The organism is Phocaeicola coprocola DSM 17136, from assembly GCF_000154845.1.
Taxonomy (GTDB): domain Bacteria; phylum Bacteroidota; class Bacteroidia; order Bacteroidales; family Bacteroidaceae; genus Phocaeicola; species Phocaeicola coprocola.
Genome location: NZ_DS981432.1, coordinates 62,151 through 76,564 on the forward strand (window position 1 = coordinate 62,151; position 14,414 = coordinate 76,564).

11 protein-coding genes are annotated in these 14,414 nt (G+C 39.4%); 7 read left to right on the forward strand and 4 right to left on the reverse strand.

Annotated features, from left to right (window positions below; genetic code table 11):
• The first annotated feature begins 71 nt into the window (after positions 1-71).
• Entirely contained in the window at positions 72-3,026 is a 2,955-nt protein-coding gene (locus BACCOP_RS01295) for a PEP/pyruvate-binding domain-containing protein (protein WP_007565342.1), read from the forward strand.
• Positions 3,027-3,093: 67 nt separating this feature from the next.
• Here BACCOP_RS01295 and BACCOP_RS01300 read toward each other — a convergent pair whose 3' ends face one another.
• Positions 3,094-3,942 (reverse strand): helix-turn-helix domain-containing protein, encoded by an 849-nt coding sequence (locus tag BACCOP_RS01300; protein WP_007565344.1) that lies wholly within the window; start codon positions 3,940-3,942, stop codon positions 3,094-3,096.
• A 218-nt stretch (positions 3,943-4,160) separates the two neighbouring features.
• Here BACCOP_RS01300 and BACCOP_RS01305 point away from each other — a divergent pair, with 218 nt between their 5' ends.
• Positions 4,161-5,717 (forward strand): PCMD domain-containing protein, encoded by a 1,557-nt coding sequence (locus tag BACCOP_RS01305; protein WP_007565345.1) that lies wholly within the window; start codon positions 4,161-4,163, stop codon positions 5,715-5,717.
• A gap of 374 nt (positions 5,718-6,091) precedes the next feature.
• Here BACCOP_RS01305 and BACCOP_RS01310 read toward each other — a convergent pair whose 3' ends face one another.
• Positions 6,092-6,874: a porin family protein gene (locus tag BACCOP_RS01310; protein WP_007565347.1), complete on the reverse strand. Its 783-nt coding sequence runs from the start codon at positions 6,872-6,874 to the stop codon at positions 6,092-6,094.
• Positions 6,875-6,909: 35 nt separating this feature from the next.
• Entirely contained in the window at positions 6,910-8,025 is a 1,116-nt protein-coding gene (locus tag BACCOP_RS01315) for a PCMD domain-containing protein (RefSeq protein ID WP_007565349.1), read from the reverse strand.
• Positions 8,026-8,290: 265 nt separating this feature from the next.
• Between BACCOP_RS01315 and BACCOP_RS01320 the strand changes: the two genes are divergently transcribed.
• Positions 8,291-8,503 carry a hypothetical protein gene (locus BACCOP_RS01320; protein ID WP_148315654.1) on the forward strand — a complete coding sequence of 71 codons (213 nt, stop codon included), beginning with the start codon at positions 8,291-8,293 and terminating at the stop codon, positions 8,501-8,503.
• A gap of 107 nt (positions 8,504-8,610) precedes the next feature.
• Here BACCOP_RS01320 and BACCOP_RS01325 read toward each other — a convergent pair whose 3' ends face one another.
• Positions 8,611-9,741: an ISAs1 family transposase gene (locus BACCOP_RS01325; protein WP_007565353.1), complete on the reverse strand. Its 1,131-nt coding sequence runs from the start codon at positions 9,739-9,741 to the stop codon at positions 8,611-8,613.
• 277 nt (positions 9,742-10,018) lie between these two features.
• On the opposite strand from BACCOP_RS01325, the gene BACCOP_RS01330 reads away from it, so the two are divergent.
• From BACCOP_RS01330 to BACCOP_RS01345, 4 genes are read left to right on the forward strand one after another with little or no spacing between them, the layout of a single operon-like run.
• Positions 10,019-10,642 (forward strand): DUF4493 domain-containing protein, encoded by a 624-nt coding sequence (locus BACCOP_RS01330; protein ID WP_185150264.1) that lies wholly within the window; start codon positions 10,019-10,021, stop codon positions 10,640-10,642.
• Positions 10,643-10,659: 17 nt separating this feature from the next.
• A complete protein-coding gene (locus BACCOP_RS01335; RefSeq protein WP_007565357.1) occupies positions 10,660-12,003 on the forward strand; it encodes a DUF4493 domain-containing protein in 1,344 nt (447 codons plus the stop codon).
• 24 nt (positions 12,004-12,027) lie between these two features.
• Positions 12,028-13,674 (forward strand): DUF4493 domain-containing protein, encoded by a 1,647-nt coding sequence (locus BACCOP_RS01340; protein ID WP_148315655.1) that lies wholly within the window; start codon positions 12,028-12,030, stop codon positions 13,672-13,674.
• Positions 13,675-13,681: 7 nt separating this feature from the next.
• Positions 13,682-14,410 carry a hypothetical protein gene (locus tag BACCOP_RS01345; RefSeq protein ID WP_040311703.1) on the forward strand — a complete coding sequence of 243 codons (729 nt, stop codon included), beginning with the start codon at positions 13,682-13,684 and terminating at the stop codon, positions 14,408-14,410.
• Positions 14,411-14,414: the final 4 nt, after the last annotated feature.

Here is a 14,414-nt window from a genome sequence, read left to right on the forward strand (position 1 = left end):
TGCTGCTAAGTTGCACAAATCAATAGAAATCACGTTATTTGTTAAACAAATAAAGCTTAAATCTTGAAGCTATGCTCAGTAAGTTAAAATTAAACCAACTTTATTTTAAAGATACCCAGTTTGTCAGTTTAATGACTAAACGCATCTTTAATGTACTTCTTGTGGCAAATCCGTATGATGCTTTCATGCTCGAGGATGACGGTCGCATTGATGAAAAGATATTTATCGAATACATGAATCTCAGTCTTCGTTATCCCCCTCGCTTTACACAAGTGTCTACTGAGGAAGATGCATGGAGGCAACTGGGAAATACAATGTTCGACCTGGTTATCTGTATGCCCGGATCGGACAATAGTGATACGTTCGACATTGCTCGTCAGATAAAGGAAAAATATCCTCATATACCATTAGTTGTTCTGACACCTTTCTCTCATGGTATTAAAGAACGAATGGAGCATGAAGACCTGAGTATTTTCGAGTACGTGTTCTGTTGGTTGGGAAATACAGATTTGCTGGTATCTATCATAAAGTTGATAGAAGACAAGATGAATCTGGAACACGATATAAAAGAGGTGGGTGTACAGATGATATTACTTGTAGAAGATTCCATCCGTTTTTATTCGTCTGTACTACCTAATCTGTATAAGTTCGTGCTTCGCCAAAGTCAGGAGTTTGCCACCGAAGCATTGAATGAGCACCAGCGTACGTTGCGTATGCGCGGGCGTCCTAAAATAGTACTGGCCCGCTCTTACGAAGAGGCGATGGACTTATACAATAAATACCAGAATAATACGTTGGGTATCATATCGGATGCCCGTTATCCGCGTGAGGGTAAAATTGATCCGCATGCAGGTATTCGTTTTCTTACCGAAGTTAGAAGTCGTGATCCATTTATTCCATTGATTCTTCAATCGGCAGAAGTCAGCAACAAAGAGTTTGCCCTTAGTTGCGGTGCTCAGTTTATCGATAAGAACTCGAAGAAAATGAATATCGACCTGCGCGAAGCTGTTTCCGAAAATTTTGGTTTTGGTGATTTCATTTTCCGCAATCCGAATACGATGGAGGAAGTGGTACGTGTGCATAATTTGAAGGAACTTCAAAATGCCATTTTCTCTATACCGGCCGAATCATTCCTTTATCACATCAGTCGTAATCATATATCGCGTTGGTTATATTCGCGTGCCATATTCCCCGTTGCAGAGTTCTTGAAACAAATAACCTGGGAGTCTTTGCAAGACATCGATGCTCATCGCCAGATTATATTCGAGGCGATTGTGAAGTACCGCAAAATGAAAAATCAGGGAGTTGTAGCCGTTTTCCAGCGTGACCGTTTTGACCGTTATTCTAACTTTGCCCGTATCGGTGACGGTTCGCTGGGAGGAAAGGGACGAGGACTTGCCTTTATTGATAATATGGTAAAGAGGCATGCCGAATTCGAAGAGTTTGAAAATGCCTCAGTTGTGATTCCTAAGACGGTGGTACTTTGTACAGATATATTCGATGAATTCATGGATATGAACCAGCTGTATCAGGTGGCACTGAGTGATGCTGATGATGAAACCATATTACGTGCTTTTTTAAGAGCCAAGTTGCCCGACAAACTGGTTGAAGACTTTTTCGCCTTCTTCGATGTTGTGAAGTCACCTATTGCTATCCGTTCGTCCAGCTTGCTAGAGGATTCTCATTATCAGCCATTTGCTGGAATCTATTCTACTTATATGATTCCTTACCTTACAGATAAATATGAGATGCTGCGCATGCTGAGTGATGCGATAAAAGGTGTTTATGCATCGGTTTACTACAAAGACAGTAAGTCATATATGCAAGCTACCAGCAACGTTATCGATCAGGAAAAGATGGCTGTTATTTTACAGGAAGTGGTAGGTACCCAATACGGTGACCGTTTTTATCCTTCTATTTCAGGAGTAGCACGTTCTATCAATTATTATCCGATTAACGATGAACTGGCAGAAGAGGGAACTGTAAGTCTTGCTTTGGGATTAGGAAAATATATTGTCGATGGAGGACTTACGTTGAGAGTTTGTCCTTACCATCCCGATAAAGTGCTCCAGACAAGTGAGATGGAAATGGCTTTGCGTGAAACTCAGACGCGTTTTTATGCCCTCGATTTGAAAAATATGGGGCAAAATTTTTCACTCGATGATGGTTTTAACCTGTTAAAGCTTCCTGTGAAGGAAGCCGAAAACGATGGCTCTTTGAATTATATAGCTTCAACATACGATCCGTATGATATGGTAATACGCGACGGAATCTATCCGGGTGGACGTAAAGTGATAACTTTTGCCAATATTCTTCAGCACGATGTCTTTCCATTGGCACGTATTCTTCAATTGGTTCAAAAATATGGACAGGGAGAAATGCGTCGTCCCGTAGAGATTGAGTTTGCCGTAAATCTGAATGCAGCAGAGAAGAAAGGAGTATTCTATTTGTTACAGATACGTCCGATGGTAGATATGAAAGCCGATTTGAATGAAGATTTGGATGCTATCCCCGAAGACCAGCTCCTGCTGAAGAGTGTAAATTCTCTCGGACAAGGTATTATGGACGATATTCAAGACGTAATATATGTAAAGACCGAAGGATATTCCGCTTCCAATAATCAGCTGATTGCCTATGATATAGAGAAACTTAACAAACGTTTCCTGGATGAAGGAAAGCATTATATTCTTATTGGTCCGGGACGCTGGGGAAGCAGTGATACATGGCTGGGTATTCCGGTAAAATGGCCTAATATATCGGCTGCGCGTGTCATTGTAGAGGCTGGACTCACCAATTATCGTGTCGATCCGAGTCAGGGAACCCATTTCTTCCAGAATCTGACATCCTTCGGTGTCGGTTATTTTACGATAAATGCTTATATGAACGACGGACTGTATAATCAGGAATTGCTGAACAGTATGCCGGCTGTGGAAGAAACCAAGTATTTACGCTGGGTACATTTCGATAAGCCGCTTGCTGTCAAGATGAATGGTAAGAAGAAAATAGGAGTGGTTAGTTTTGACTGATCGGATAAATATAAGACAGGTGGGGCAACTTCAGTATAATTGCTCCACCTTTCTTTTTATAGCTTTTTTATCCGTTATTCCGGTAATCCAGCGGGCTCATCCCCACATATCTTTTAAAATATTTTCCGAAAAAAGACATGTTAGCAAAGTTGAGCGAGTCTGAGATCTCCTGAATCGAAAGATTTGTTGATTTTAGTTGCGACTTTGCATCCATGATAACCATGCGCGAAATAATTTCCATGCAGGTATTTCCCGTTGCCTGTTTTACCGTAGTGCAGAGGTGTGTTTGAGTTATTCCTAACTTTTCGGCATACCATGCTACATTACGTGTTTTATTGTAATTCTGCATGACCAGCTGAGTGAAGTTTTTGCATAATATTTCGCTCTTCGACAAATTACTTTTGTTTTCATTTGCCCGGTTGCTGTACATGGCTGCTATACCTATATGTATATTATTATAGAGGTGTGGAGTTATGAACTTTCGGGTATTCTCGTTAAAGAATTCATACAGCTTTATCAAAAAACAGAGATAATCTTTCAGCAGTGCAGCACCTTCCTGACGGAGGGTAATGAGCGGGCGTCCTAAAGTGATGTATAAAGTGTTCATTGTAGAACGGTTTAAGTTAGCCTGTTCTACATATTTCGATGAAAACCCTCCGAAGTATAGCTCCATTTCTCCTTTTACACTATGTATCTGAAGAATTGTTCCGGGCATGATTGTTACAAAATCGTTGGCACGTACAGTTATTCGGTTCAGGTTAACCGATGCTTCTACTTCACCGCTCATACACAGAACAAAAATTTCCGATTTTATTCGGCATGGGAAATTGGTGTATAAGCTTAGTAGCTCTTTACTGATACCTGTCCCTACAATCCATTCTTCCGGTAAATCTATCTTGGGTAATTCTTTTTCCATCGTTTAAAACTTTCTGCAAAGTTATATGTTTTTTGAAATATAGACTATTCACTGATTAGTTAAATAACCTAATATAGTTTATAAATTAGTACGTTATATATTCACTTTTAATCTCATATTAAAAAATAGAACAAAAATAATAAAATTAGACCTTGTCAGTTCGTCTGAAAGGTTATTACTTTGCACCGATTAATAAAAATAAAATTTTAAGGTATCAAATGAAAAAGAATTTGTTTTTTTACTTGTTTGCTGTATTGTGTACAGTGAGCTTGTTCACTTCTTGTAGTGACGATGATGAACCAACAGTAACTGTCCCTGGCAATGTTGATGTAGCAGGTGACTATAAAGGAGCATTGAATGTTACGTTGAAAATGGAAACTGGAGATGTTCCTGCTGGTAATGTTCCTGCTCAGCTTGTTTCTGTGACTAATGCTGGAGAAAATACTGTAGATTTAAAAATCAGCAACTTTTCTTTCAGTGGAATGCAACTAGGTGATATTGAAGTAAGTGGTTGCCAGTTGACTGATGCTGGAAATGGTAAATATACTTTTACAGCAACTTCTTCGATGGACGTAACAGGGCTGCTGTCTGCTGGAATCAAAGCAAATGGAGTTTTTGAAGATAAAACTCTTACACTCGATTTGGATATAGATGATGTCAAACTGATGGGATCTCCAGTACCTTATACTGTAAAAGTAGCTTATTCTGGTACTAAACTTTCTGGTACAGAAAGCGGTGAAGCTAAGATCCTTTCTTTTGTTTTCGACAAAGAAGTTGCAGCTGTAGATTCATTGGTTGTTGGTGATGTGGTTATCAACGAAGAATCTAAGACTATTACTTTCATGGTTGCTGATACTGCAAAAGCTGAATATCTTACGGCTTTAGTTCCGACTATTGAAGTTTCTGAAAAAGCGACAGTTACTCCTGCAAGTGGTGTAGCACAGGATTTCTCAAATGGCAAGACTGTAACTTATACAGTTACTGCTGAAAATGGAACAACAGTAGAATATGTAGCTTCTATTTCTGGTAATGCTTCTTTCTATGATTTTGAAAGCTGGAGTTATGGTAGTACTATGTATCCTGAAGAACAGGATTGTCCTATATTGAATGGATGGGCTTGCTGTAACGATGCTGTCCTGTTAATTAAAAAAATGGGAGCGTTGGGTGGTATTACTTATGAAGGAGAATATCCAGTACGTCCTTCTACCGACGATGTACATGCAGGTGAAAAGGCTCTTCTGCTGGAATCTGTAGATACTAAAGGCGGAAACATTTTCGGTACTCCTGTTCCTAAGGTAACAGCAGCTACAGCATTTTTAGGAACATTTAATGCTTTTGGTGCATTAGGAGGAGATCCTATGGCTACTACAAGCTTTGGTGTTATGTATGACAAACAACCGCTTAAAGTAACAGGCTTTTATAAATATACTCCGGGTGCTGAATTTTATAATGCAAATGGTGAATTGCAGGCTGGTGTTACTGATAAATGCTCTTTAAGTGCAGTGCTTTATGAAGTTTCTAGTGAAGATGAAACTTTGAATGGTGGTAATATTTACACTTCTGATAAAATTGTAGCTAAAGCTGTATTTACAAATGATAAAGCTGTAGAATCTTATGCACCATTTGAATTGAATTTGGAATACGTAAAAGATTACGATTCTTCAAAATTGTACAAGTTCGCTGTTATTTTTTCAGCAAGTGCTGATGGAGCTAGTTACAATGCTGCAGTAGGCAGTAAATTGCTGATTGATGATGTAACAATCATAAATAAGTAATTTCTAGATATTTAACAAGAAGAGAAGAGGTGGTGAAGTATTATTACTTTACCACCTCTTTTTATTTGTACAAATTATAAAAAAACATGCTGATGTTTTATCCAATTCTTGGGCAAGTTTTCTTGAATTTATGCTCATGTTTTTTTTAGTATGCAGTGATTCCTAAAATATAGATATCTGATATAAACTAGAAAGGCTCTATCAATCGTATTTGGGAGAATGACAGAGCCTTTTTTATAGTAAGTAAAGTGGTTGATTCTTAATGTAATAAACTCTTTTGGAAAGAGCCTGATCTTTGCTTTGCCCTCACGTTTTCTTCAATAGCTGAAAATTTGATGAGAGGCTTGAAAAATATGCATTTCCATTATGCGAGGTTAAAACTCGTAGCCAAATCCGAAATTCAGATAAATGGGGTACATGGCAAAAGAAATAGTATTGAAGTCTTTCTTGAATATGTCATTGAGTCCCCATGTCAAATCGGCGTGTACAGTGAGGTGTTTGTAAGCTTTCCAGCTTCCTCCAGCCTGAATACCCCATTGGAAACGACGTAATTCATCAGAAAAGTCATATGCAGCTGAGTTGTCACCTTCAAAATCAATGCGGCTTCCCGTAGCATCGGGAGTGCGCAAATGTCCTTCATAAACTTCTCCTGAAAAATCTCCATCCATCATGTATGAGAAATAAGGGCCGGCTACAACTTTCCAGCGGTTATTGATTTTATAGTTTGCCAACAATGGAATAGTGATATACGACATCTTGACTTTGGTTTTGACACCTCCGGTCCAGAGTCCTTCTACTTTTCCGCCTACCTCGTTGAAGATAGCCATTCCGTAATTTTTTACTGTAGCACGTGTGGTCATGTCTTTGCTGTCAAGTCTTATTCCAAGACTTATTCCCCATTTCTGGGCAGCATCAACCCATTTTGTTGCGTTTCCTTCAATTGTTATGGCAAGTCCTGGTGAGTAACTGTCCAAACTTCTGATCTCTTTTGGAAGAGGAAGCGGTGAAGTTCCTCCGATATTTACTCCTGCCTTGAATTCGTAATCCAGTCCATGTAGGGATGACCATAGCAAACCTTTATGTTCGGTAGACTGTGCATGTAACAAATTTGCTCCTGCGGTAAGTGCCGCAGCTAATATAAATATATATTTTTTCATATTCCTGTTTCGAATATCTAGATGATTGAATTGTATTATTCACAAGTTATTTCTACTTCGTCAATGCAAAGCTCACTTCCTATAGCCCCTTCGAAATAGGCTCCCTGAATGCTGGAAGAGAAGACAATAGCAAGTTTATATTTACCAGCTTTCAGATTATCTTCATTAATGGTTTTACCATTTTGGAGCTTGAAGTCCAGATCAAATCTGGCCCACTGGTCGGTTGCTTCTGTTTTGTCTATACGTGCCATTGAAACAATGTTCTTTGCCTTCTCGTTGCCTTCTGTAAATAAGTCACCATCCAGCGAGAAGTCACTGTTGGGTGCTTCATAAAGCACGGCATAGATATCACCGGTATCGGTTTTTCCTGAAATGACATTTCCGTTCTGGTCTGTCAATGTTGCTCCCGGTTTATATTTGTAGTATCCCGACATTTTCAGAGGTTTCCGTGTGAAGGGGAAGCCGAACTGAGTTGCTTGTCGTGGAGCAATGATAGCATAAGTCATGTTGAAAGAGCCGATAAAGAGATTTCCGGCTGCAATCGGCATTTTAGGATTGGTATTCATACCGAAGGTTCCTGTTGACTGAGTAACTAGTTTTACACATTTGCCTTCTACTCCTCCGTCAGCCTGTGATGTCGGATATTGTATGGCATTGGTTGCCATGCCGCATAAATTATATCCCTGATTACCACTTGCCCATTGCATGATACCATTCACATCAGTCAGGTATAATATATGATATGGATTGATTTCTCTTAAGTTTTCGAATGAATGTTTTAAAGGCAGCTCTATTGTGTATAGATTAACTGTATAAGTTGCCTTGTTACTTCCATCTTCGGATGTGACAGTGAAGGTACGCTCTTTTTCAGTGCTGAAATCGTAGTAAGGTGGATTGTCCTTGCTTTGAGATTGGTCTGGACTGATGGTAGCCCCGTCAGGGAGAGTGAAATTCAATTCCTGAGCTGCTATATTAGAGCCTTCGAAAACGAAGATCTCGATTTCTCTGCTTATTTCATTGATGTTTATTAATTGGATATTTGCTCCGCTGCATCCGTCTATTGCCGCTTCTACATTTAATGCTTCATCCTGAATGCAGGATATTGTGGATAAGGATAAGGTGATTCCGATTAAAATGTTTTTTAAATTCATGTTTCTTTTTAATTATCGTTGACGTGGCAAATATACAACAAAAAAAGCAGGATGGAAGCTAATTCCATCTTAATTTTTATACTGTATTTATGAAAAATAGACTAAAACAATATTGGTAAAATGTATGACTTTCGATACTTTATGATATGGTATAAGTGCGGAAAGATAAAAAATAGAACAAAAATAAAAAAAACAGACCTTTTCGATAAGCTGAAAATTCTATTACTTTGTGCCCCGAAAAAATAAAATTACTAATTGAATGAAAATGAAAAACTATTTAAAAGTTCTTTCTTCCGTAATGTTACTGGCTTTTTTAGGCAGTTGCTCGGGTGAAGAAGGAAAGGAGAGTGTTTCAGGGCAAGGCAGTATCATGGTTGATTTGTCGACCAATCTGTCTTATAGTCGCGCTGTAGATGAGAGCGCTTACCGTAACGTAAACAATTATAAGGTATCTCTATATCACGGCTCTTTCATTTAAGCTTAGATAAAGGCACATAATTCCCCCACCCACTTCTTATGGGAAGTAGGGATTTTGTTATGATTGATACCCAAAACGTTACGAATCCTCTGAAATTACAAATTATCTCATTTTTGATCCAGCATATGTATCATTGCGGTAAAGTCCAAAGAAAGTTCTCTAATAAGTTCGGCCGTTCCCTTAGCCTTGTCGGAGAGCTTTTTCCTTTTACCTTTCCATATAGAAAGTATTGCCAGTACTATCCTCTGTATCGTGTCAAGGTTTCTGGCGGACCTTGCACTATTCCGCCTGATGAAGTCCTGCCTCAGGTTGCGGTCAAGGTCCCAGTGCATGCTTTCTATTGCCCAATGCATTCTGGCTATTGTACTCAGCCGCCTGGCACTTCCGTGAAAACTGGAGACATAGAACCTCCTCTCGGAAGATTTCTGACCATCAGATTTTCTCTCCGTTGCAGTCCGTATTTCGACAACCGTCAGATTTCCATTCCACTTTTTCCTGTCCGTAATCAGGTCATTTCCACGAAAGATACGGCATACTCTGGTCTCTATTCTGCCATGTTCAAGAAAAGGGCCTTCCGAATATACATCCACAGGCTCTGCAAGTTCGACATTGTCCTCAACCCCATATCGCAGAGTTCTCTGGTTTGCCTTCAGCTCGATAAGGAAATCACCGCCTTTTTCCCGGATTTTATCTATGATGGCTTTCTGGAAGGACATGGCGTCTGCCGTAACTATGCATCCTGACACATCCACCTTGTCCAACAGTTTGGGTACGGAAGTTATCTCGTTGCTTTTTTCTTCACACATGTCCGTGGCAAGGGTGAAACCTCCTTCAAGGGAATAGGCGGATACGATGTCGGGGGTGCGTCCGTTTTCAAGTACCGTCCCTCTCATTGCCTTGCCGTCAATACAGAGGATGTCTCCGGCACAACCGACAAGCTCATCATGGAAGGTGGAGGTAAATTCAGACATCCGCTCAGACATGGCTTCATCATCAATATGTTTGAATATACGGCAGAGCGTAGGTTCAGAAGGCACACCGTCCAACAAAATTCCTAAAGAGCGGAAGCGTTTCAGATTACGCTCGCCGAATCTGATTATATCCGGTCTTGTCATACACTTGCCCAGCCGTCCGAGTATTACAAGGAGAAGAATATCTTCCAGCTTGTATTTGTAGTTTCCCTTGTCTGTCCTGCGGTAATCCGGCACTGATTTCACAAATTCTTTCAGATGTTTCATTATGCTGCCACGACGGCAGAATGCATGTTTCTTTTTTATATATTAGACATGCAAAATGTTGCATATCAGCAAAATAAATCTTATTTTCGCATAGCGAAAATTAAGGCGGAAATCAAAAAACGACCTCTGTCGCATTTGATTTCCGCCTACAAAAATAATTTTATATGAACGATAAAAAGAAACACCGGAAGCGGTGCTTCCTGCATCGCTGTGCGCAAAAATAATGGTTTTTCGGAGAATAACAAGGATTATAGAGGTTGTTTTAAATGAAAGAGCCGTGTCTCTATATAAAGGAGAAGAGCCTGTTTATACAGATCAGCTTTATGGAGATTTGGATGTAGAACAGAAAGTTGATTTTGGTGTTTCTTATACACTGACCGCTTATTATGGAGAGGATGTTGCTGCTGGTTACGACAAACTGTACGTAAAGGGTAGGCAGACATTTACGGTATCTCAAGGTGATAAAAAAACTGTTTCTATTCTTTGTAAACCTGCCAATGCCAGAATTACTTTGGTTTATAAAGGAAATGGTGATAACGATGCATTCGAAGATTACTTCCAGGATTGTACCGTTACTGTAAAGACCGACTATATGGATGAGGCTTGGACTATGAACAAGTCGAATGAAGGTCAACAGCTTTATCTGAAAACCGGTGATGAAGGTACAAATGCTACTTTGTCCTTCTCTTTAATCGATAAAAATGGTGAACCTGTATCTGTTGATGGTTTCGATACTTCTAAGGTAATCGATTTGAAACCTTGCTATTCTTATACTTTGACTATCAAGCCGAATCAAACAGATATTCCAGGAGGTAAGCTGGGCTTGACTATTACTGTTGATGATGGGGTAACAGATGAAGATGTTACTGTTAATATCCCGGGTGATTACATTCCAAATTAAGATAAAATACGAATAAAATGAAAAAATATAAGAGTTTAATATGGCTTTTAGGCCTTATTGTAAGTTTGTCATCTTGCGAAATGCGTGACGAACTTTTGGGTAAAGGAGGAGCCGGAGAAAATGCCGGTACACTGGAGCTTGACCTGGCATCTATTTATAACGGAGTAACAATAAGTCGTGCCGGAGAAACTGTAGACGGCGGAACTACTACCGGAAGTTTTAATGAAGAAGATGTAAATGTAGACAATTATACACTGGTTGTTACGAATACTGAAACTCAGGAAGAAGCAGCCAGAGGTAAAGTCAGTGAATTGAAGAACGAAAACGGTAAGGTAGTTCTTCCTTTGGGTGAAGGAAGCTATGCTGTAACTGCTTACAATTACGAAGGTGAAAATGTAACAGTATCCGAGCGTCCTTATTTTAAAGGGGAACAGACTTTCTCTGTAAAGAAGGGTATTGCTACAAATGTTGATCTGACTTGTAAGTTGGCATGTGTTGAAGTATCAATAGGTTTGACAAGCTCGTTTGAAGAAGCTTTTAAAGATGATTATTCAGTAATAGTTGATAATAGAGATGGTGCCACCCAAATATTCGATAAGAGTTCTCTTGGTAAGAAATATTATTTTCAGGTTCCTGAACGCCAGAACAGCCTGAATGCTTCTATCAAGGCAACTTCTGTAGAAGGTAATTTTATTGAATTGAAAGCAACTATTCAGAAGCCTTCTGATGCAGAGGGTAGCGAATCTTATTTGGCTGGTGGAGATTCTTTTAATATTCAACTGACAGAAGACGGTTCTACAGATTCTTATATTTCTATCGGTATTACAGTTGACCTGACATTCACTGAAGTGGGTGAAACAATTAAAATCCCTGTAGATAATATTATTTATGAAGGTCCGGATACTCCGGGTGAAGGTGGTGGTGAAGAACCGGAAGCTTCTATCACATTCGAAGGATTGCCTGCTACTTATACTTGTACCCATGGAAATGATACTATTGCAGGTTTGCAGGATGTTCACATCTTAGCTCCTAATGATATTAAAAATCTGAATGTTACTATTTCAGGTGAGATTGCAGCTATGTTAGGCGAGGTAGGCTTACTGGAAACATTCGATATTTGTAATCTAACTGATGATATTAAACCTACACTGATTATGTTGGGACTTATTACAGAAGATGAATATAATCAGTTGCATATGGGAACTTGTAAAGATTTTACGTTTAGACTGGGAAAATTATTAGTACTTGTTCCAAGTGTTGTTCAATCTGGAGAGAGTGTATTTAACTTAGCTGTTTCGGATGGTGTTAGCACTAAAGACGGAGATATTACAGTTATTGTAAATCCAAAGAAAGGAGAGTAAGAGTTTATGAAATTAACAAATATAATGATAGGATTATTTCTGGGTGTAGGACTGATTTCTTCCTGCCAGTCAGAAATAGATGAAGCCAAAGGATATGGCTATCTCCAGCTGTCTTCCATTGATGTTAATAAGGGTGTAGAAACTCGTGCTGACATAACTGAATCGGAAGCAATAGCTGTCGATATATTAGATGAGTCGAATGCTGTAGTACAGCATGCCGACGATTGGAGAAACTTAGATGATGTGATATTGCCTGTTGCTACATATACCATCAAGGCATATTCAGCCGACAAGAATATGGAAACTCAGGGCTTTGATGCTCAGCCTTATTATGCAGGACAAAAAGATGTAGTAATCGAAGCCAATAAGGCAAAGAATGTAAACATTACTTGTAAGCTGGCTCAGACAATGGTTTCTGTAAATTGTTCGGAAACTTTTAAATCTACTTTTGCTGGTTATACATGTTATATAGAAGGTGCTGATGCGCTGAGCATTCCATTTGTAGAAGATGAAGCACGTGCTGCTTATGTAAAAGCTGGTCAGCCTTTGACTGTAAAAGTTGATTTCGGTAATGGAAAGTCTTTCTCTCAGGAAATCACTTCGAAAGCGGAAGCTGCTTATCACTATAAAGTAAACCTGGATATTACGGAAGGTAATGCCGGATTCGATATCTCGGTAGACCAGACTATTCATCAGTACGACGTAACAGTAAAAGTACCTACCAAGCAGGAAAGTGCTGATATGGTAACCAGCGATATTAAGAACGATGCTTCTAAGGTTTGGGGACAGTTTGCTTATTTGTCGGGTTCTTGTAATTTAGCGGAAATTACTTCTCCGGTACAGTTCCGTTACAAGAAGAAAGCCGATGCTGAATGGACTACAATTGAAGCTGTTCAGGAAGAAGGCACCAAGAACTATTCAGCAAAGGTTGCCCCGCTAGATTTCGGTACGGAGTACGAATATTATATTGTATGTGGAGATAAAACAGGCGAAACTTGTACGTTTACTACAGAATCGTATGTGGAAATTCCGAATCTGAACTTTGATACTTGGAGACAGAAAGGAAAGAACTGGTATGCCAATGCTGATGCTTCAGATAGTTATTGGGCTACCGGTAATTCTGGAGTGACTCTTATCAAGGATGCTACAACTGTTCCTGTTGAGGGGAGTGAAGCGCATAGCGGAAAAGCTGCTAAGATGACTACTGTTGATGGTGTAATGCTGGTTGGAGCTGCTGCTGGTAATTTGTTTATTGGAACTTACAAAACCAATATGACGAATCCATCAACGAGTGTAAATTTTGGTCGTGATTATGCAGGGGCTCGTCCTGTAAAACTTTCAGGTTATTATAAATATACTTCTTGTGCAATCAATTATGGTTCTCAACCAGGTACACTTACAACTGATGAATGTAATATTTATATTCGCTTATGGGATGCAAGTGGGACAGAAATAGGTTTTGGTGAGTTCGTGAGTTCTGAATCTGTTGGTACATATACTCCGTTTGAAGTTACTATTAATTATAGTAATACTCAGAAACGTCCTGCTAAGTTAACAATCGTTGCTACTTCCAGTCGTTATGGTGGTAATTTTAGTGGTAAGAAAGTAGTTGGTCAGGTTGGAGCCGGCAGTACCCTTTGGGTAGATGATTTTGAATTGTCATACTATTAATGTTTGCATGAAGAAATATTTCATTTTATTATTAACCTTTTTGTGCGTAACTTCGGTCTACGCACGAAAAGGTTATGATCGTAATATAAAGCCCTCCTTATTTGTTCCGAAAGGATCGTGGATGGGAGGTGTCACATTCTCTTATACAGAATTGACCGGTGATAATTATAAGCTTCTGATATTGGATGATGTAAACGGTGAAGGGTATACCTTTAAGGTAAGTCCATATGCCGGATATTTTTTCCGTGATAATATGGCTGCCGGTGTGCGTTTGAATTATAACCGTACCTATGCGGATATAGGTAGTATTAATCTGGATTTGGGAGATGACCTGACATTCGATATCAGCGATTATAAATATCTGGAGCATGAATATACTGCTGCCGGATTTTTACGCACATATATGGGGCTGGGAAACAGTAAAGTTTTTGGCTTTTTCAATGAGCTTCGTCTGACGTATGGATATGGTCAGGGAAAAACGTTGTCCGGGTCGGATGAGAAAGCTACGGGTACCTATCAGACCTCTCATCGTTTACAGATTGGTGCGGCGCCGGGCTTGACGGCTTTCGTTACGAACAATATGGCAGTCGAGGTGTCGATTAATGTCGTTGGTCTGGACTTCAAGTGGATTGAACAGACTACCAATCAGGTTGAACATGGGTCATACCGTCAGAGTTCCGCTGATTTTAAGATTAATATATTTTCCATCAATATCGGTGTTTGTACTTATTTTTAAATTG